Origin of the sequence: Kitasatospora sp. NPDC127116 (assembly GCF_042677365.1) — a bacterium.
In the GTDB taxonomy this organism is placed as follows: Bacteria; Actinomycetota; Actinomycetes; order Streptomycetales; family Streptomycetaceae; genus Kitasatospora; species Kitasatospora lactacystinica.
Genome location: NZ_JBHXTL010000063.1, coordinates 39,692 through 55,623, shown reverse-complemented (window position 1 = coordinate 55,623; position 15,932 = coordinate 39,692). Strand labels below are relative to the sequence as shown.

Sequence of the window (15,932 nt, the reverse complement as noted above, 5' to 3'; positions counted from 1 at the left end):
GCCGCGGACCGGGTCACACGAGCACCCACGGGGTGTCGTCGGTGCCTTCGCGGCCCGCCGCCGCGGGGTGGCCGGGGCCCTCGCCCCGTTCGGCGGCGAGGCTGGTGCGCAGGGTCGCCCACAGGCGGAACAGGATGTCCGTCGGGGTGCCGGCGCTGGAGGACTGCATGGCCCGGACGAACTCGCTGTGGTACGTGCGCGAGTTGACCGGCAGCGGGGTGCGGGCGTTGTTCGTCCGGTCCCAGGCCGCCGCCCACAGGGCGCGGCGGGCCTCCTTGACCCCGCAGACCTCCATGTACGCGAGGAAGACGGGTTTGCGCAGCGGGGCCTCGCCCTTGAGGACCAGGGCCAGCGTGCTGGAGGGCAGGCGTCCGCCCCGGTCGCGGGCCCGGCGGTCCAGTTCCCGCAGGGACGGCCAGTCGGCCTTGCGGCGCATCTCGTGCATCGCCCGGCGCAGGTCCGCGAAGGAGTCGACCTGTTGGGGGTCGACCCGCCGGGGTGCGCGCAGCCGCCGGCTGCCCGAGGGGCGCGGCACGTGGGCCCAGTAGTTGGCCTGGACCCACTTGCGCCGGGCCGTCTTGAGGTCGCCGCCGCATTCGCGCACGACGGCCTCGACGACCTTCCAGCTCGGTACGGAGCGCCCGCCGGCGGCCCGTTGCAGGGTGGTGGGGTGGTAGTTGGTCCGAGCGGCGAGCTGACGGTACGTCAACCCGGCCTGCTCGCGCTGCTCCCGCAGCCAGACGGCCAGCCGGCCCAGCGCCGGCTCGGTCGCCCCGATCGGATTCTCTCGGCGTCCCATCTCGGGCAGGCGCTCTTCCTAGGCCCGCTCCCGTCGGAGCCTCGCGGCCAACAGGCATCCGCCCGTAGCCAGTTCGAGCGCGACCCCGGCCGACATGCCCGTCGCCACCAGGGCGGCGGCCAGCGCGACCGTCAGGACGACCACGACGACGACCACGGCCGCTTCACCGGCCGCGAGCGGCCGGTACGGGCGCGGGCGCGGCGGTACCGGTTCCGCCGCCGCGCAGTGGGTAGGGGTGTGGGCGCGCTTGTTCCGCTTCCTCGCCATCGAGGAGTCCTCCATATCACTGTCCACTCCAACTGGCGGGCACTTGTGCGGTTGGCGTCGCACTGTGTGCCCGGTGGGCACACACTCTGTCAGGCGTACGGGTGAATCCCAATCGGTTCGGTGAACATCGCGAAGATTGATGCGCCACGGTCCCGGCCCCTGGCCGCAATCTCGTGAACGCCCTATCAGAAACGCACAGTTCAACGAACTGAAACCGGATTTTGATGCGCCTTTGTGCAGCATGCCCTTGTGAGCCGTCCTGGCTGGATGTGACGATTTGCAGCGGCGTCACCCGGACCCGCGGGTCCGGAACCCGGGGCGCTGTGCACTCCAACAACTCGGGAACATCGGCAGCGGGCCGTGTTGGCGCATGGGTCCGCCCGAACAGCAGAGACCGCCCGGCCCTGGTGGCCCGAGCGGTCTCTCTGCGTTCCGGCGGCGGCCGGGGCGGCTTGCCGCGTGCGGCACTCAGTGGGCGGCACTCCATGGGGCGGGCGTCGGGTCGTGACCGGTCAGCTCGCAACTGGCCGCCCACAGCCGCTCGGCGGTCGCGGTGTCGGCCAGGTGGTTCCAGAGCGGCTCGGTCCTGGGCGTGCCGCGCAGCCCGAACGCCCGGGGGCTCCACAGCTGACCGCCGCGCACGGCTGGGTCGAGCACGGCCCTGACGGCGGGCCACGCGGCGGCGTCCTTGCCCTGGACGACGAGCCCGAGCGGCAGGTGGCGCAGCCGCTCGCCGGTGGTGCGGACGTGGACGGGCGGGCGCGAGGGGGTGAGGGAGTCGAGCGCGCCGCCGGGGTGGACGAGCACGCTCAGCGTCGTGCTGCGGGCGGCGCGCAGGCGGCGGTCGAGTTCGAGGGCGAAGAGCATCTGGGCCAGCTTGGAGCGCGCGTAGGAGCGCTTGGGCCGATAGTCGCGCGTGCTCTGGAGGTCGTCGAGGTCCAGGCGTTCGGACTTGGCGGCGAAGCTGCCGGTGGTGACGATCCGGCTCCCGGGGGCGGCCGCGAGCAGGGGTGCCAGGTGGTGGGTCAGCGTGAAGTGCCCGAGGTGGTTGGTGGCGAACATCAGCTCGTGGCCGCCGACGGTCTCGCGGCGCGGCGGGTGGTCGAGCGCCACGCCGGCGTTGTGGACGACCGCGTCGAGCCGGTCCAGCCCGAGCGCGTCCACGGACGGGCCGAGCGAGTCGAGGTCGGCCAGGTCCAGGTGCAGGTGCTCCACCCTGGCCCCGGGGACGCGCGAGCCGATGGAGGCGATCGCCGCTTCGGCCCTCGCCCGGTCGCGGCTGCCGAGGACGACCGTGGCCCCGGCGGCGGCGAGCTGCTCGGCGACGAAGTACCCGATGCCCGCGTTGCCGCCGGTGACCAGGACGTTCCTCCCCTCGGCGCGGGGCAGCCGGTGGACGTCCCACGGCGAATCCTGGCGCCGGGCCTGGGGCCGGGGCCGGGCCTGGGCCTGGCGCTGGGGCTGGGGCCGGTGCTGGGGCTGGGGCTGGGAGGGCATGGCGGGCTCCTGGAACTCGGCGCGGTGGTCCGGCGGTACGGGCGGACCCGCGCATCGCAGCCGGTCCCGCCCGGTTCCCACGCTCCCGCGGGCCACTCGCATCCCACCGGCAGCTCACCGTCCGCGCTGTCAGCCGACCGGCACCGGGCAGGCCCGGCGCGAGGGGCGGGGCGCCCGGTGGCGCCTCCCGCCCCTCGCCGGCCGGTCCGGCTACTCGCGGGGGCGGCCCAGCAGGGCGGCCGAGGTCGAGTCGCCGACGCGGGTCGCCACCGCCCCCTTGAGCACGGTCAGTGCGGCCGGCAGCGCCGCGACCGCCGCCGCCTTGAGTGAGCTGATCGACGTGAGGTCGAACCTGTCGGCCAGCAGCAGGCCGAGGAACGCCGCGGCGTACGTGGCGACGGTGCGCTCGACCAGATCGAGGATGAACTTCCGCATGGTCAGGACTCCTTCGCGGTGGAGGCGGTGAGGTGCCGGTCTGTGCGCGACGGTCGCGCGGGCGTCGGGGTCGGCGTTCGGAAGGCATGCGGCAGGCGCCGTCGGGGAGTTGCCGCCCCTCATGTACACGTTCACGCCGTGGATTACGACGACGGTCCCGGCGGGCGATTCCGGCGGGCGGTTCCGGCGGCCCCGCGCCGTACGCCTCATCCCAGCGGGGCGCTCAGCTCCATGGCGCGCAGGGCAGCCGTCAGGGCCGGTGCGTCGCCGACGTCCAGGGCCGTGTCCGTCAGCTTGATGACGTGCTCGTCGCCGTGCGCCAGCGCCCGCTCGAAGACCTCCTCGGGGGTGAACGCGCCGGGCGGGACGTACGCGGCCGGCGCGGCGGGCGCGTACATCGCCGTCACCACCGCCGAGGCCGTCCAGGCCGCCCGCAGGCTCGCCGGCCACAGTGCCCGCGGGAGCGCGGGCAGCGTGCGCAGCACGGCGTTGGGGGCCGTGGCCGCGTGGACGAGCATCGTCTCCTCGCCGTGGCCGTGGGTGGCGTAGCGGTGGGTCGCCGCCCGTACCAGTTCGGCGAGGCGGCCGGGCACCTCCCCCGGGTACGGTGCCTCGACCGCGGCCCACACCGGCAGGGCCGTGACGCGGCCGAGCCTCGCCGGGAAGCCCCCGTCCCGGACGTCGACGGCCGGCACCGCGTCGAGGGCGGCGGCCGCGGAGGCGGCGCCCGGCAGGCGGTCGGGCACCGCGACGGTTCGGTGGCGGGCCGCCCAGTAGCCCAGGCCGTGGGCGAGTTCCGCCAGGCGCGGCCCGGTGGCCTCGCCGGCCAGCAGCGTGCGCACCGCATGGCCCACCCGGATCACCGGGTGCGTCGACCCGCCGTACAGGCCGGGCAGCAGCCGCGGCCACCACCGGGCCAGCACCTCGCGCCAGGGACGCTCGGCGACCTCCCGCTCGAAGTGGCCGATCCAGTCGGCCGCACGCCTCGGGTCGCCCAGCGCCGTGCGCCAGTTGGCGACCGTCACCGGCTCGACGCGGGGCGGGAGGTCCTCCAGCTTGCGCGCGTAGAGGTCGAGCCAGCGGTGCACCGACCGAGCCTGTCCGCGGGCGGTGAGGGCCTCGACGGCCATCGGCGCGTGGTTGGTGAGCCGTCCGAGCCGCTCGGGCCCGCAGGTGTGCAGTCGTTGGAGCGCTTCGTCCAGAATCCCTGTCGTGTCCACGGGAAAGGACCGTAGGCGGGACGCCGGGGCGGCGTAACGGGCTGGAGTCCTAGGCCCGGCCCGGGGCCGCCGCCCGACCACGGGCGTCGGGGGCCTCCGAAAGCGGCGGGCGGGTGGTCGCGCCGGGAGCGGCCGGGTTCCGGTCAGCCGGTGGGCGTGCCGACCCGGTCGCGTTCGAGGGCGGACCGCAGGGTCGACAGGGCCCGTGCGACCGCCGACAGCGAGGGGGCGTCGAGGGCGCCTCCGAGCAGTTCGGCCAGGGCGCCCGTGTAGGTCCGCTCGGCGTCCCGGACGAGCCGCGCACCGGCGTCGGTGAGGTCCAGCAGCGAGGACCGGCGGTCCGAGGGGTTGGGCCGGCGGGCCGCCCATCCCAGCTTCTCCAGGCGGTCGACGCCCTTGCTGGTCGCGCCGACGCCGATGGCGAACTCGGCGGCGATGTCCGCCACTCGGCAGCCCGGGTGGTCGCGCAGGTAGCCGAGGAACTCGTACTGCGAGAGGACGATCCCGTGCCGCTCGCGCAGACGGTCGCCGAGGGCGTTGTACAGGCGCGTCTCGCACCGGACCAGGTCGGCGAAGAGCCCGGGGAGCCCGGCCTCGGCACGGTCACCGCTCGATGTATATTCCACGGCATATAGTGTACCGGAAGCTACTTACGGCAGGAGCACGCCCATGAGCAGGGAGCAGCGCATCCGGGTCGACGGGTTCCTGCGGCAGCAGGGCCCCGCGGGGCCCCGGTCGGTCGAGGAGATCCGGGCCGGATTCCGGGAGCTGATGGCCCGGATGATCGTGCCCCACGACAGCATCCGCACCGCCCCGACGACGCTCGGCGGCCGCCCCGCCCTGCGGGTGGAGCCGATCGGCGGGCCCGGCACGGGAGAGCGGGCGGCCCCGGGCGCCGCCGGGACGATCCTCTACTTCCACGGCGGCGGCTGGGTCTTCGGCTCGCCAGGGACCGCCCTCTCCCTGACCGGGAACCTCGTGGCCAGGACCGGCCTCGGGGCGTACTCGCTGGACTACCGGCTCGCCCCCGAGCACCCCTTCCCGGCCGCGATCGAGGACGCCCTGAGCGCCTACCGCGCCCTGCTCGACCGGGGCGAGGACCCCTCGGCCGTCGTCTTCGCGGGCGACTCCGCCGGCGGTGGCCTGGCCGTCACCACCTGCCTCGCCGCGCGGGACGCGGGCCTGCCGCTGCCCGCCGCCCTGCTGGCCTTCTCCCCGGGCCTCGACGCGACCCGCAGCGGCGCGAGCATGGAGACCAGGGAGGGCGTCGACCCCGTCTTCACCCGCGCGGGACTGGAACGCACCGGAGCCATGTACCTCGCCGGGGCCGACCCGCACCAGCCGCTGCTCAGCCCGGCCGTCTGCGCCGACCTGACCGGCTTCCCCCCGATGCTGCTCCAGGTCGGCGGCAACGAGATGCTGCTGGACGACTCCACCCGCCTGGCCGCCCGGGCGAACGCGGCGGGCGTGGACGTCGTCCTCGACGTCACCGCCGACGTGCCGCACGTGTTCCAGGCGTTCGCCGGCGTCCTCGACGAGGCGGACGAGGCGCTGGACCGCGCCGCCCTGTTCCTGCGCCGGCGAGTCCGCGCGGCAGCCGCCCTGCGGACCAACGGCACGGTGTAGCAGGCCGGTTCGGCCCTTCTCGCGCGACCGGGCGGGGTCGGTCGCCGGCCGGCCGCTCGGTCGGTCGCCGGTCGGCCGCCGGTCGGCCGCTCGGTCGGCCGACGGACGGCGGCCCCGACCGCGGGGCGGAGGCGGCCCGGGTGCCGGCCCCTCTCCCCCGGGCGCCGTCCGGTCCCGCGTGGACACGGCCCGGGGGGCCGTCGAGGATGGATGCCGCAGGCGGCCCGCCGGGCGTGCGAGGAGGAGCGATGGATCCGTCGCACACGGCCCGGGCCCGTCGCCCGGCGACCGCCCGGGGCCCTGCGGGCCCGCGCCGGCTGCGCTTCGACGGCTGGATCGCCGGCATCGGCACGGCCTCCGGCACGCGCGTGGTCGTGGGCCACTGGGCGGCCTCGCCGTTCGGGCCGTTCTCCGACGTCATGGTCGAGCACGCCGACGGCACCCGGATCCTGCTGGCGCCCACCGAGGGGACAGCGGAGTTCATCGCCGACACGTACGCCTTCGACCGGGTGCGGGTCGTACCGGTCGCGGTGCAGCGGGGCGCGACGCGCTGGCGGGTCACGGCGGGCCCGCTCGACCTGCGCTTCACCACCGGACGGCGCGGCGTTCTGGGGCTCGCGCTCAGGGCGGTGCCCGGGCCGATCGCGGCCCGGCCCGGCTGGACCGCGCTGACCGACCCGCTCGCCCGGCTCCTGCTCGGCGTGCGGACCCGCGGCACCGCGGGCCGGGGCCGGCGCGAGTGGTACGGCGTCCGCGACCTCCACGCGGTCACCGCGGTGACCGCCGTGCTCGACGGCCGACGGCTCGGCCCGCTCGCACCGGTCGCACCGGTGCGGTTCGGCTTCGGTTCCACCCCGCGGCGGCCCTCGCTCGTCCGCGTGACGACCACCGTGGCCACGCGCTGACGGCGCTGGCGCGTACCGACATGCACCGACGCGCACCGACGCGCGATCACATGGGCGTCCGTTCGCTCAACTCCGTGGACCCGCCCGGGCCGTGGCGGCTCGGACGCGCCGTCGCCCACCCGGCCGTCGGCGTGACCGTTCCCCTGGAGGTGGCCGCGGACCACCCGGCGACGGCCCGCGTGCTGGGTACCCACTACCCCGACGACGACATGCCCGACACCCAGTTGCTCATCGCGACGTTCTCCGCCATGGCCCTGCTGACCTGCCTGTGGTTCGTCGTCACCGGCCTGCGAAGCCGCTCCCGCACGCCGTCGCCGGCCCCCGGTGGCCGGCCCGCGGAGCCCGCGAGCCCCTGAGCGCGCGCGGGCCCTCGCGAACGGGTCGCCGTACGGACGTGGCCCGGGCCTACCGGGGCCCGTGCGGGCTGCCGATCCGCAGCAGATTGCCGCTGCGGTCGACCAGGGCGAACTCCCGCATCCGGTAGGCGGTGTCGGCGGGCGGGGTCAGGCGGCTGCCGGTGGCCGGGTCGGTGGGCACGCCGTGCCGGGCCCAGTCGCGGTGCAGTGCGTCCGCGTCCCGCACCTGCAGGTAGCAACCGGCGGCGGTGGACAGCGGGTCCACCCCGGGGTCGTGGCGGAAGTGCAGTTCGACCGTGCCCCGGACGAGGATCAGGTAGCCGTCCTCGCCGTCCCAGCGCCCGCGCGGCTCGAAGCCCAGGCGGGCGTAGAACTCCTGGGTCTCGTCCAGGTCCCGGCTGGGCAGGACCGGCACCGCGTACTCGTCCATGGCGCCACCGTAGGCCACGCCGCCGACGATCGCCCCGGCGGCGGGGCGGCGAACCGGTGGACCGGTGGACCGGTGGCCGCTGGAGCCCGGCTGCTCCGAATCGACCCGGCGGCCGGCGGCCGGCGGTGGACGCGCTCGGCAACCGGCCGGGCACGGAGGGGAGTTGAGTACGGGCGCGGATTGCGGGGCCGGGTGCGGGCGGGACAGGGTGTGGGGCGCAGACGCGTGTGCGACCCGAGAGGACCCCCTGCTGGTGAAGAAGCTGCTGAAGGACGTGGCCACGAGCCTCGTCCACCTCGTCGTCATGCTGGTGAACCCGGTCCTCAACGGTGTGCAGTCGCTGCGGGCGATGCACTGGCCCACCGAGCGGCGCAGGCTGAAGCTGATCGACTCGCCGGCGGCGCGGGCGGCCCGGGCGGCGGAGCGGGAGCGGATCCGGGGACTGGTCGAGGCGCTGGGGGCGGTGGAGGGGGTCGAGCACGTGCTGACCCAGGTCCTGGACCAGTCCACCCTCCCGTCCTCCTACGGCCTGGACCACCCCCGGGACACCCTGCTGGTCTGCCGGATCTACGCCCGCGCCTACTTCGTCGTCCGGGAGGACGCCGGGGACGTCCTCGACGTCCTCGACGCCCTGCGGCGGATCGAGGCGGCGGACGTGGCCCCGTGGCAGGCCCACGGCCAGGGGCCGGACCCGGCCGGCAGCCTCGACCACGCGCTGCGCTGGCACCGCGACGGCGGAGTCGACGCCGACGGCCGGCGGATGCAGTCCCCCTGCCTGTCCAGCCCCGGCGCGACGCTGACCTGGGACCGGGACGGCATCCCCAACCGGGACCCGATCCCGGCGGGCCCGTACATCAACCGGCTCTACGTGTTCGAGCAGACGCCGGCGGACGTGGACGCGGCGCAGCTGCTGAGCGAGGTCCGCGCGGACGGGCGGGGCGTGGTCCTGGAGCTGGCGTTCGGTGCGAACTGGGTCGGCTACTGCCAGTACCACAAGGTGGCGCGCGGCGGTTTCCTGGGACGCGGGCGGCTCTGAGCCGGGGCTCCGGGGGGCAAGGGCGCTTCGGGCGGCGCCCGGAGCGGCCGGGAAGGCCGTCCGGGCGCGCCTCACCCGTTCAGCCGCGGCTCAGCACTGGGGGCGGCGGCCGTGGTTGGCCCCGCGCCTGGCCCTGGCCTTCTTCTTGCGTCGGCGCTTCGACGACATGGCCACTCCTCTCGCGACCGGGACACTCCCGGGCTACCACCGTTCCACACCCGGGCGGGCCCGGCCCGTCGAGCGGACCGGAGCCGTCGGGCGGCCCGGACCCGGCGGGCGGCGGCGTGCGGGGCTCAGGCGCCGTCGCCCGCCAGGGCCGCCCGCCAGGCCGGGCTGTCCACGTAGTGGTTGTCGAAGCGCTCCGCCGAGGCGGCGATCGCGCCCGGGTCGCTCTCGCCGCGCATGACGCTGCCCAGCAGGCGCAGGTAGTCGAAGCGGTCCATGCCGGGGGTGAACACGCACAGCACGTCGGCCTCGGCGCCGGGGGCCGCGGCGAAGGCGTGCGGGGTGTGCGGGGGCACGGCGAGGAAGTCGCCCGCGCCCAGCACGGAGACCTCCTCGCCGACCAGCACCCGCAGCGAACCGCTGATCACGAAGAACAACTCCCAGGCCCGGGTGTGGAAGTGGGCGGGTGCTCCGGGGGCGCCGGCGGCGAAGGTGGAGCGGTAGACGGTGAAGCCGCCCTCCTCCGGGGCCGAGTCGGCCAGCAGGGTCATGGTGGAGCTCGGGTCGGTGCAGGTCTCGGCCTCGGCGCAGCGGGTCAGGACGGGGGCGGTGGTGTTCTTCGTCGTCGTCATGTGACCAGCCTATGGGTGGAAAGACCGTCGATCAGGTGGCAATCGGCGACGGTTTCCATGGGTCAATTCCGTCCTGTGGCCGGGCCCGTGCCGTCCTGCCGGGGGCGGTCGGTCGGGACGGTCGGTCGGGGGTGGTCAGTCGGGGAGGTTGCCGTTGCCGCCCAGGTTCGCCACCATGCGGCGCAGCACGTTGATGGTGGTCACGAACTCGTCGGTGTCGATGCCCTGGTGGGCGCGTTCGCTGATCCTCAGGTTGCGTTCGCGGGCGCGCAGGCGGCCGGCCTCGCCCTCCTCGGTGAGGGTGAGGGCGCCGTCGGCGTCCTCGGTCAGCCAGCCGCGGGCGATCAGGTCGTCGTAGACGGTGTCGAAGGCGGTGTCCTGGTCGTCGTAGGGGGTGAGCCGCTCGGTCAGGGTCGTGCGGGTCCATCCGCCGGGGCGGCCGGCCGCGTGGTTGAGCGTCCACCAGTGGGGCTGGGTGAGGCCTTCCACCGCCAGTTGTTCGCGCAGGCCGTCCACCACCAGGCGGCGGTAGACCTCGCCGGTCCATGCCCCGATGGGCTGGGCGGCTATGATCTGCGGTTCGTAGGTCTTGATCGTCATGTCCGGTGCTCCTTCGGCCGATCGACGATCGACTGATCGTCAGGACGCGACCGACCGTAGGACCTCAAGCCGACTTGAGGTCAAGGCGGATCGGGGGGCCGGATCCCCGGTTGCGGCCAACTCCCTTCTAGGCTGGCCGACATGAAGACCGCACCGGCGCTCGCCACCGCCCTCGCCCTGTCCGCGGCCACCGTGCTCACCGCAGCCGTCCCCGCCTCCTCCGCTCCCTCGGCGCCCTTCGCCGCCCCCGCCTCCGCTTCCTCGGCCGGCGCCGATCAGCTGGAGCCCTACCGCCGCCAGCCGCTCGCCTGGGCCGCCTGCCAGGAGCCGCAGTTGGCCGCCGCCGGCGCCGAATGCGCCTCCCTGACCGTGCCGTTGGACTACCGCGAGCCGCGGGGCCGCACCCTGTCCCTGGCCGTCTCCCGGATCAGGTCCGCGGACCCGGCCAAGCGCCGGGGCGTCCTGCAGACCAACCCCGGCGGCCCCGGCGACCGCGGGCTGGACATGCCGGTCGCGCTGCGGGAGCAGCTGGCCCCCGGGACGGCGGCAGCCTACGACATCGTCGGCATGGACCCGCGCGGGGTCGGCGCCGGGAGCCCGGACTGCGGCCTGACCCGCGGCACGTGGCTGCGCTCGGCCGGCACCGGCCGGGCGGGCTTCGAGCAGGCCTGGCGCCTGACCAAGGCCGACGCGGACGCCTGCTGGAACAAGCACCCCGATCTGCTGCCCCACCTGACCACCCGCAACACCGCCCGGGACGTCGACGTGCTGCGCGCGGCGCTGGGCGAGCAGCGGACCTCCTTCTTCGGGCAGTCCTACGGCGCGATGCTGGGGGCGGTGTACGCGCAGCTGTTCCCGCAGCGCGTCGACCGGCTGGTGCTGGACAGCGCCCTGGACCCGGCGCGGTACGGCATGGGGGCGTTCCAGGACATGGCCGGCGCCAACGAGCGCGCCCTGGACGAGTTCGCCGCCTGGGCCGCGCCGCAGGACGGCGCCTACCACCTGGGCGCCACCCCGGCGGCGGTGCGGGCCACCGTCGAGCAGCTGGTGCGCCGGGCCGAGGCGGCGCCGATCGCCGTCGACGGCTTCCGGCTCGACGGGGCCCTGCTGCCGGTGCTGCTCGCGGTCTGCCTGAGCGACGACCGCGACGGCGCCCTGTGCGCGGACGTGCTGCGGCAGTTGCTGGACGCCGCCGACGGCCGGCCGGTCCAGGCGGGCCCGGCCCTGCACCAGCTGCTGACCATGCTCCTCGCCCCGGGCCCGGAGGCCGGCGCCGGCCTGTCGTCCGCCCTCGGCATCCTGTGCGACGACGTGGCGATGCCGCGTTCGGCCCCCTGGTACCGCGACGCCGTCGAGCGCTCCCGCGCCGCCGAACCGGTCTTCGGCCCGGTCTACAACGCCCCCGTCCCGTGCGCCGCTTGGCGCAGCGCCCCGCTGGAGCCGCCCGTCGAGGTCCGCAACGCCGTCCCCGCCCTCCAGCTCCACGCGACCGGCGACACCCACGCGACCTACCAGGGCGCCCTGGCGCTGCACTCCCGCCTGCCCGGCTCCCGCCTGGTGACCGTCCCGGGCCGCGTCCACACCCTCTACCTCAACGCCTACAACGCGTGCGCGAACGCGGCGGTGGACGCCTACTTGTCCTCGGGGGCGCTGCCGGCCGCGGACACCGTCTGCTGAACCGATGCGCGTGCGCAGCGGTGCCCCTCGCCCGTTCCTGGAGTTCCGCGTGGGCGGCTTCCGCCCGACCCTGCAGTCCCGGCCCCGCCATCCGGCCGTCCTGCTCCTCGGCAGCCCGGCGGTCAGTGCCCTGACCGCCGTGCTCGCCCTGCGCCGCTAACCGGCGCCCTCGTGCAGGAGCGCCTCGAAGGCCGCCACCGCCGGCGGCACCCGCTGCCCGCGCCTGGTCACCGTGTACACCTGCCGGACCGGGGTGTCGTCCGGGTGCAGGGGGACCAGGGCGATGCCGGGGCGGCCGACGCGGGCGGCGAGGGAGGGGATCAGGGTGGCGCCCAACCCGGCTGCGACCAGGCCGAGTTTGGCGGTCCAGGCGGCGACGGTGTACTCGATGCGGGGCTGGAACCCGCTGCGGACGCAGGCGGCGAGGAGGGTGGATTCGGCGTGGCGGCGGGCGGCGATCCAGGGTTCGTCGGCGAGTTCGGCCAGCCGCAGGCGGCGGCGTCCGGCGAGGCGGTGCCCGCGCGGGAGGGCGACCAGCACCGGGTCCTCCATCAGCGGGCGGAAGTCGAAGCGGTCGCCGTCGTCGGCGGGTTCGGTGTACGAGGCGACGAGGGCGAGGTCGACGGCCCCCTCGGCGAGCAGGTCCAGCAGGTGCGCCGCCAGCCCCTCGGTGAGGCCGATCTCCACGTCCGGGTGTGCGGCGCGGAAGGCGGCGAGGGCGCCGGGGACGAGGTCGGCGTTGGCGCTGTCGAAGGCGCCCACCCGCAGCCGTCCCGCGGTGAGTTCGGTGAGGGCGGTCAGGTCGCGCCGGGTGGCGTCGAGCCGTTGCAGCATCGCCTCGGCGTGCGGCAGCAGGGCGCGGCCGTGCTCGGTCAGCCGTACGCCGCGCGCCAGCCGGTCGAACAGCGGCGTGCCCAACTCCCCTTCCAGGGTGGCGATCTGGCGGGAGATCGCGGACTGGGTGTAGCCCAGGCGCTCGCCGGCGGCGGTGAAGGAGCCCAGGTGTGCGACGGTGCGGAAGACGTCCAGCCAAGCCATGTCCATTGCGCATGACTACCATGCCGGACATTCGCTTGTCGCCTGGCTCGTGGCTGCCTAGCGTGGCGGCCATGAAGAAGACCGCTTTTCTGGGACTGGGCCGGATGGGCCTGCCGATGGCCCGCCGACTCGCCGACACCGGGCACCCGTTGACCGTCTGGAACCGCTCCCCCGGCCGCGCCGCCGGCCTCACCGGGGTCACCGAGGCCGCCACCCCGGCCGAGGCCGTGCGCGGCGCGGACGTCGTCGTCACCATGCTGTCCGACCCGGCGGCCGTCGCCGAGGTGGCCGGGCGGTGCGCGGCGGAGCTGGCGCCGGGCGCGCTGTGGATCGACATGTCCTCGATCGGCCCGCGGGCGACCGCCGACCTGCGCGCCGGGCTGCCGGACGGCGTCGCCCTGGTGGACGCCCCGGTGCTGGGCAGCACGGGCCCGGCGGCCACCGGCGGCCTGACGGTCTTCGCGGGCGGCGAGGACGCGGACCTGGACCGCGCGCAGCCCGTCCTGGAACAGCTGGGCCGGGTGCGGCGCTGCGGCGGCCCGGGCTCGGGCGCGGCGCTGAAGGTGGTGGTGATCGGCGCGATCGTCGCCTGCGTCACCGCCCTGGGCGAAGTCCTGGCGGTGGCCGAGGAGTTGGGCGTGCCGCAGGAGCAGGCGCGGGAGGTGCTGTCGGCCGGGCCGCTCGCGGGGGTGGCGGCCCGGGCGTTCGGCACGGAGTCGGACTTTCCGGTCCGGCTGGCCGCCAAGGACCTCGCCCTGGCGGGCGGCGGCCCGGTGCTGGCGGCGGCCCGCGAGGTGCTGCTGGCGCACCCGGAGATCGCCGAGCAGGACCTGTCGGCGGTGCTGGGGGCGCTGCGGCGCGGCCGGTAGGGCGGCCCGGCGCCCGCACGCCGGCGCCCCGACCAGGGGGCCGGGGCGCCGGTGCGCGGGGCGGGTGGCCCGTCAGTCGTGCGAGAAGGTGATCCGCGGCAGCACCCGGTCCAGCCAACGCGGGGTGTGCCAGGCGGCGTGCCCGGTCAGGCGCAGCAGGACGGGCAGCAGGACGAGCCGCACCAGGGCCGCGTCGAGGAGGACGGCGGTGCCGAGCACGATGCCCATCTCCTTGGGCGGCAGCGGGCCGGACAGGGCGAAGGTGAAGAACACCGCGACCATGACGCCGGCGGCGGCGAAGACGACCCGGCCGGAGTGGGCCAGGGCGCCGGTCATGGCGGCCTTGGGGTCGCCGGTGCGTTCGTAGTGCTCCTTGGCGGAGGCCAGGAGGAAGACGGTGTAGTCCATCGCGATGGCGAAGATCATCGCGAAGAAGAACACCGGTGCCCAGCCGTCGAGGAAGCCCTGCGGGGTGAAGCCCAGCAGGCCGGCTCCGTGGCCGTCCTGGAAGACCAGGCGGGCGACGCCGAAGGCGGCTCCGGTGGACAGCAGGCTGGCGGCGGTGCCGAGGGCGGCGATCAGCGGGGCGCGCAGGGCGGCGAGCAGCAGCAGGAAGCCGAGGGCCATGACGACGCCGATGACCAGCGGGGTCTTCTCGGTGAGCAGGTGCTGCAGGTCGAGGTTCTCGACGGCGGCGCCGCCGACCATGGTGCCGGCGGGCAGTTCGGCGCGCAGGGTGTGGACGGTGCCGGAGAGGTCGGGGCTGGAGGGGTCGACGGTGGGCACGGCCTGGATCATCGACCAGCCGGAGCCGTCGGCGGCCGGCTGGGCGGGCATGGCGGCGGCGATGCCGGGGGTGGCGGCGACCCGGGCGGTGACGTCGGCGGCCCGGTCGGTGGGGGTGAGGATCTGCAGGGTGCCGGGGGCGCCGGGGCCGAAGGCCTGCTGGACGGAGGTGTAGCCGGCGCGGGCGCTGGCGTCCTCGGGCAGGACGGTGATGGACGGCATCGCGGTGCGCAGGCCGATGACGGGGGCGGCGAGGGCGATCAGTGCGGCGAGGGCGAGGGCGCCGTAGCGCAGCGGGTGCTTCCACAGGCGTTCGCCCCAGGCGGCGAAGCGCGGGGAGGCGGAGGTGTCGGATCGGGCGGACCTGGACCGGGGCAGGGCGAGGGCGTCGACGCGGTGGCCGAGCCGGCCGAGGACGGCGGGCAGCAGGGTGAGGGTGGCGGCGAGGACGAAGAGGACGGCGAGCATGATGCCGCCGGCCATCGAGCGGAACGCCGGGGAGGGGGCGAGCATGACGGCGGAGAGGCTGATCAGGACGGTGGCGCCGGAGAGCAGGACGGCCTTGCCGGCGGTGTCCATGGTCTCGGCGACGGCGCGCACGGCGTCCGCGGCCCCGGCGGTGCCGCGCGCGGTGCGGGCCCGGCGGGCGGCGCGGAAGCGCACGACGAGGAAGAGCGCGTAGTCGATGCCCAGGGCGAGGGCGAACATCATGGCGAAGTTCATCGCCCAGACGGAGACCGGGAAGAGGTGGCTGATCAGCACCAGGGAGCCGGCGGAGGCGGCGAGGCCGGCCATGGTGAGCAGCAGGGGCAGGCCGGCGGCGACGAGGGAGCCGAAGGCGAGCACCAGGATGGCGAGGGTGACCGGCCAGGACATGAACTCGGACTTCATCATGGCGTCGTGGTTGGCCTTGTTGAAGTCGCTCCACAGGACGGAGGCGCCGGTGGCGTGGACGCCGACGCCGTCGGTGGACAGGGCGCCCAGGGGTTCCTTGAGGTCGTCGGCGGCGCGGACCATGTCGTCGGGCGAGGCCTTGGCACCGGCGAGCAGGACGGCGGTGCGGCCGTCGGGGCTGATGGTGGCGCCGGGCTGGGGGGCGATGACGGTGGAGACCCGGGGGTCGGCGGCGGCGAGGTCGCCGGCCGCGGTGATCACCTGCTGGACGGCCGGGTCGGTGACGGGGCGGTCGGCGGCGACGACGATCTGGATCGCGGAGGAGGCGTTGCCGGCGAAGTGCTGCTCGGCGAGTTCGCGGACCTGGACGGACTGGGAGCCGTTGGCCTGCCAGCCGGCGCCGGACAGTGCGGTGGTGACCTTGGGGGCGAAGGCGCCGAGGCCGATGACGACGATCAGCCAGCCGACCAGGACAGCCTTGAAGTGCCGGGTGGACCAGACGCCGAGGCGGCCGAGCGGCCCGGGTCGGCCGCCCTCGGGGGCGCCGCCGCTCGCGGGGGCGTCGGGGGGCGGGGCGGCGGGCCGTACGGCTTCGGCGGGGCGGTTCACGGGGGCTCCGTTCTCGGGTGTCCGGGGTGCCGGATGCCCGAAAAAATACGGGTGGGGGTATCTCGACCTGCGACAACAGCACCCATCCCGC

General features: G+C 75.6%; 18 protein-coding genes. 7 read left to right on the top strand and 11 right to left on the bottom strand.

Annotation, left to right across the window (positions count from 1 at the left end):
• Positions 1–13: 13 nt before the first annotated feature.
• The 6 genes from ACFVHV_RS24265 to ACFVHV_RS24240 form a co-directional block, all read right to left on the bottom strand.
• Positions 14–799, bottom strand: a complete 786-nt coding sequence (locus tag ACFVHV_RS24265) for a helix-turn-helix domain-containing protein (protein WP_380353358.1) — start codon at positions 797–799, stop codon at positions 14–16.
• A gap of 18 nt (positions 800–817) precedes the next feature.
• The gene (locus ACFVHV_RS24260) at positions 818–1,066 is read right to left on the bottom strand and encodes a hypothetical protein (RefSeq protein WP_359906542.1); all 249 of its coding nucleotides are present in this window, start codon (positions 1,064–1,066) and stop codon (positions 818–820) included.
• Between the two features lie 468 nt (positions 1,067–1,534).
• Positions 1,535–2,563, bottom strand: coding sequence for an SDR family NAD(P)-dependent oxidoreductase (locus ACFVHV_RS24255; protein ID WP_380353355.1), 1,029 nt, complete (start codon positions 2,561–2,563; stop codon positions 1,535–1,537).
• Between the two features lie 210 nt (positions 2,564–2,773).
• A complete protein-coding gene (locus ACFVHV_RS24250; protein WP_359906548.1) occupies positions 2,774–2,998 on the bottom strand; it encodes a holin in 225 nt (74 codons plus the stop codon).
• A gap of 206 nt (positions 2,999–3,204) precedes the next feature.
• Positions 3,205–4,218: a questin oxidase family protein gene (locus tag ACFVHV_RS24245; RefSeq protein ID WP_380353352.1), complete on the bottom strand. Its 1,014-nt coding sequence runs from the start codon at positions 4,216–4,218 to the stop codon at positions 3,205–3,207.
• Positions 4,219–4,361: 143 nt separating this feature from the next.
• Complete coding sequence (locus ACFVHV_RS24240; protein WP_380353350.1) at positions 4,362–4,844, bottom strand: MarR family winged helix-turn-helix transcriptional regulator; 483 nt, start codon at positions 4,842–4,844, stop codon at positions 4,362–4,364.
• A gap of 43 nt (positions 4,845–4,887) precedes the next feature.
• Between ACFVHV_RS24240 and ACFVHV_RS24235 the strand changes: the two genes are divergently transcribed.
• The 3 genes from ACFVHV_RS24235 (at position 4,888) to ACFVHV_RS24225 (ending at position 7,105) form a co-directional block, all read left to right on the top strand.
• The gene (locus ACFVHV_RS24235; protein WP_359906557.1) at positions 4,888–5,844 is read left to right on the top strand and encodes an alpha/beta hydrolase; all 957 of its coding nucleotides are present in this window, start codon (positions 4,888–4,890) and stop codon (positions 5,842–5,844) included.
• A gap of 248 nt (positions 5,845–6,092) precedes the next feature.
• Positions 6,093–6,749, top strand: coding sequence for a hypothetical protein (locus ACFVHV_RS24230; protein ID WP_380353348.1), 657 nt, complete (start codon positions 6,093–6,095; stop codon positions 6,747–6,749).
• Positions 6,750–6,799: 50 nt separating this feature from the next.
• Positions 6,800–7,105, top strand: coding sequence for a hypothetical protein (locus ACFVHV_RS24225; RefSeq protein ID WP_380353345.1), 306 nt, complete (start codon positions 6,800–6,802; stop codon positions 7,103–7,105).
• Between the two features lie 49 nt (positions 7,106–7,154).
• Here the strand turns inward: ACFVHV_RS24225 and ACFVHV_RS24220 are convergent, their stop codons facing one another.
• Positions 7,155–7,535 carry a bleomycin resistance protein gene (locus tag ACFVHV_RS24220; RefSeq protein WP_380353343.1) on the bottom strand — a complete coding sequence of 127 codons (381 nt, stop codon included), beginning with the start codon at positions 7,533–7,535 and terminating at the stop codon, positions 7,155–7,157.
• A gap of 253 nt (positions 7,536–7,788) precedes the next feature.
• Here ACFVHV_RS24220 and ACFVHV_RS24215 point away from each other — a divergent pair, with 253 nt between their 5' ends.
• A complete protein-coding gene (locus tag ACFVHV_RS24215) occupies positions 7,789–8,571 on the top strand; it encodes a hypothetical protein (protein WP_359906569.1) in 783 nt (260 codons plus the stop codon).
• Positions 8,572–8,864: 293 nt separating this feature from the next.
• Here ACFVHV_RS24215 and ACFVHV_RS24210 read toward each other — a convergent pair whose 3' ends face one another.
• A complete protein-coding gene (locus tag ACFVHV_RS24210) occupies positions 8,865–9,368 on the bottom strand; it encodes a cupin domain-containing protein (protein ID WP_380353340.1) in 504 nt (167 codons plus the stop codon).
• Between the two features lie 135 nt (positions 9,369–9,503).
• Positions 9,504–9,968 carry a MarR family transcriptional regulator gene (locus tag ACFVHV_RS24205; RefSeq protein WP_359906575.1) on the bottom strand — a complete coding sequence of 155 codons (465 nt, stop codon included), beginning with the start codon at positions 9,966–9,968 and terminating at the stop codon, positions 9,504–9,506.
• Between the two features lie 141 nt (positions 9,969–10,109).
• On the opposite strand from ACFVHV_RS24205, the gene ACFVHV_RS24200 reads away from it, so the two are divergent.
• Together ACFVHV_RS24200 and ACFVHV_RS24195 are read left to right on the top strand one after the other, a co-directional pair.
• Entirely contained in the window at positions 10,110–11,645 is a 1,536-nt protein-coding gene (locus tag ACFVHV_RS24200; protein ID WP_380353337.1) for an alpha/beta fold hydrolase, read from the top strand.
• 4 nt (positions 11,646–11,649) lie between these two features.
• The gene (locus tag ACFVHV_RS24195; protein ID WP_380353335.1) at positions 11,650–11,805 is read left to right on the top strand and encodes a hypothetical protein; all 156 of its coding nucleotides are present in this window, start codon (positions 11,650–11,652) and stop codon (positions 11,803–11,805) included.
• Here ACFVHV_RS24195 and ACFVHV_RS24190 read toward each other — a convergent pair.
• A complete protein-coding gene (locus ACFVHV_RS24190; protein ID WP_380353332.1) occupies positions 11,802–12,689 on the bottom strand; it encodes a LysR family transcriptional regulator in 888 nt (295 codons plus the stop codon). The two genes, ACFVHV_RS24195 and ACFVHV_RS24190, sit on opposite strands and share 4 nt — an antisense overlap.
• 65 nt (positions 12,690–12,754) lie before the next feature.
• Here ACFVHV_RS24190 and ACFVHV_RS24185 point away from each other — a divergent pair, with 65 nt between their 5' ends.
• On the top strand, positions 12,755–13,552 hold the full coding sequence (locus ACFVHV_RS24185) for an NAD(P)-dependent oxidoreductase (protein WP_380353330.1): 798 nt from the start codon (positions 12,755–12,757) through the stop codon (positions 13,550–13,552).
• Positions 13,553–13,624: 72 nt separating this feature from the next.
• Here the strand turns inward: ACFVHV_RS24185 and ACFVHV_RS24180 are convergent, their stop codons facing one another.
• Complete coding sequence (locus ACFVHV_RS24180) at positions 13,625–15,841, bottom strand: MMPL family transporter (protein WP_380353327.1); 2,217 nt, start codon at positions 15,839–15,841, stop codon at positions 13,625–13,627.
• Positions 15,842–15,932 lie beyond the last annotated feature (91 nt).

Bases quoted from the DNA above. Each gene is read 5' to 3' on its own strand.
- ACFVHV_RS24210 (WP_380353340.1), bottom strand. From the start codon at position 9,368: ATGACGACGACGAAGAACACCACCGCCCCCGTCCTGACCCGCTGCGCC.
- ACFVHV_RS24185 (WP_380353330.1), top strand. From the start codon at position 12,755: ATGAAGAAGACCGCTTTTCTGGGACTGGGCCGGATGGGCCTGCCGATG.
- ACFVHV_RS24235 (WP_359906557.1), top strand. From the start codon at position 4,888: ATGAGCAGGGAGCAGCGCATCCGGGTCGACGGGTTCCTGCGGCAGCAG.
- ACFVHV_RS24260 (WP_359906542.1), bottom strand. From the start codon at position 1,066: ATGGCGAGGAAGCGGAACAAGCGCGCCCACACCCCTACCCACTGCGCG.
- ACFVHV_RS24225 (WP_380353345.1), top strand. From the start codon at position 6,800: ATGGGCGTCCGTTCGCTCAACTCCGTGGACCCGCCCGGGCCGTGGCGG.
- ACFVHV_RS24190 (WP_380353332.1), bottom strand. From the start codon at position 12,689: ATGGACATGGCTTGGCTGGACGTCTTCCGCACCGTCGCACACCTGGGC.
- ACFVHV_RS24220 (WP_380353343.1), bottom strand. From the start codon at position 7,535: ATGGACGAGTACGCGGTGCCGGTCCTGCCCAGCCGGGACCTGGACGAG.
- ACFVHV_RS24230 (WP_380353348.1), top strand. From the start codon at position 6,093: ATGGATCCGTCGCACACGGCCCGGGCCCGTCGCCCGGCGACCGCCCGG.
- ACFVHV_RS24265 (WP_380353358.1), bottom strand. From the start codon at position 799: ATGGGACGCCGAGAGAATCCGATCGGGGCGACCGAGCCGGCGCTGGGC.
- ACFVHV_RS24250 (WP_359906548.1), bottom strand. From the start codon at position 2,998: ATGCGGAAGTTCATCCTCGATCTGGTCGAGCGCACCGTCGCCACGTAC.
- ACFVHV_RS24200 (WP_380353337.1), top strand. From the start codon at position 10,110: ATGAAGACCGCACCGGCGCTCGCCACCGCCCTCGCCCTGTCCGCGGCC.
- ACFVHV_RS24255 (WP_380353355.1), bottom strand. From the start codon at position 2,563: ATGCCCTCCCAGCCCCAGCCCCAGCACCGGCCCCAGCCCCAGCGCCAG.
- ACFVHV_RS24195 (WP_380353335.1), top strand. From the start codon at position 11,650: ATGCGCGTGCGCAGCGGTGCCCCTCGCCCGTTCCTGGAGTTCCGCGTG.
- ACFVHV_RS24205 (WP_359906575.1), bottom strand. From the start codon at position 9,968: ATGACGATCAAGACCTACGAACCGCAGATCATAGCCGCCCAGCCCATC.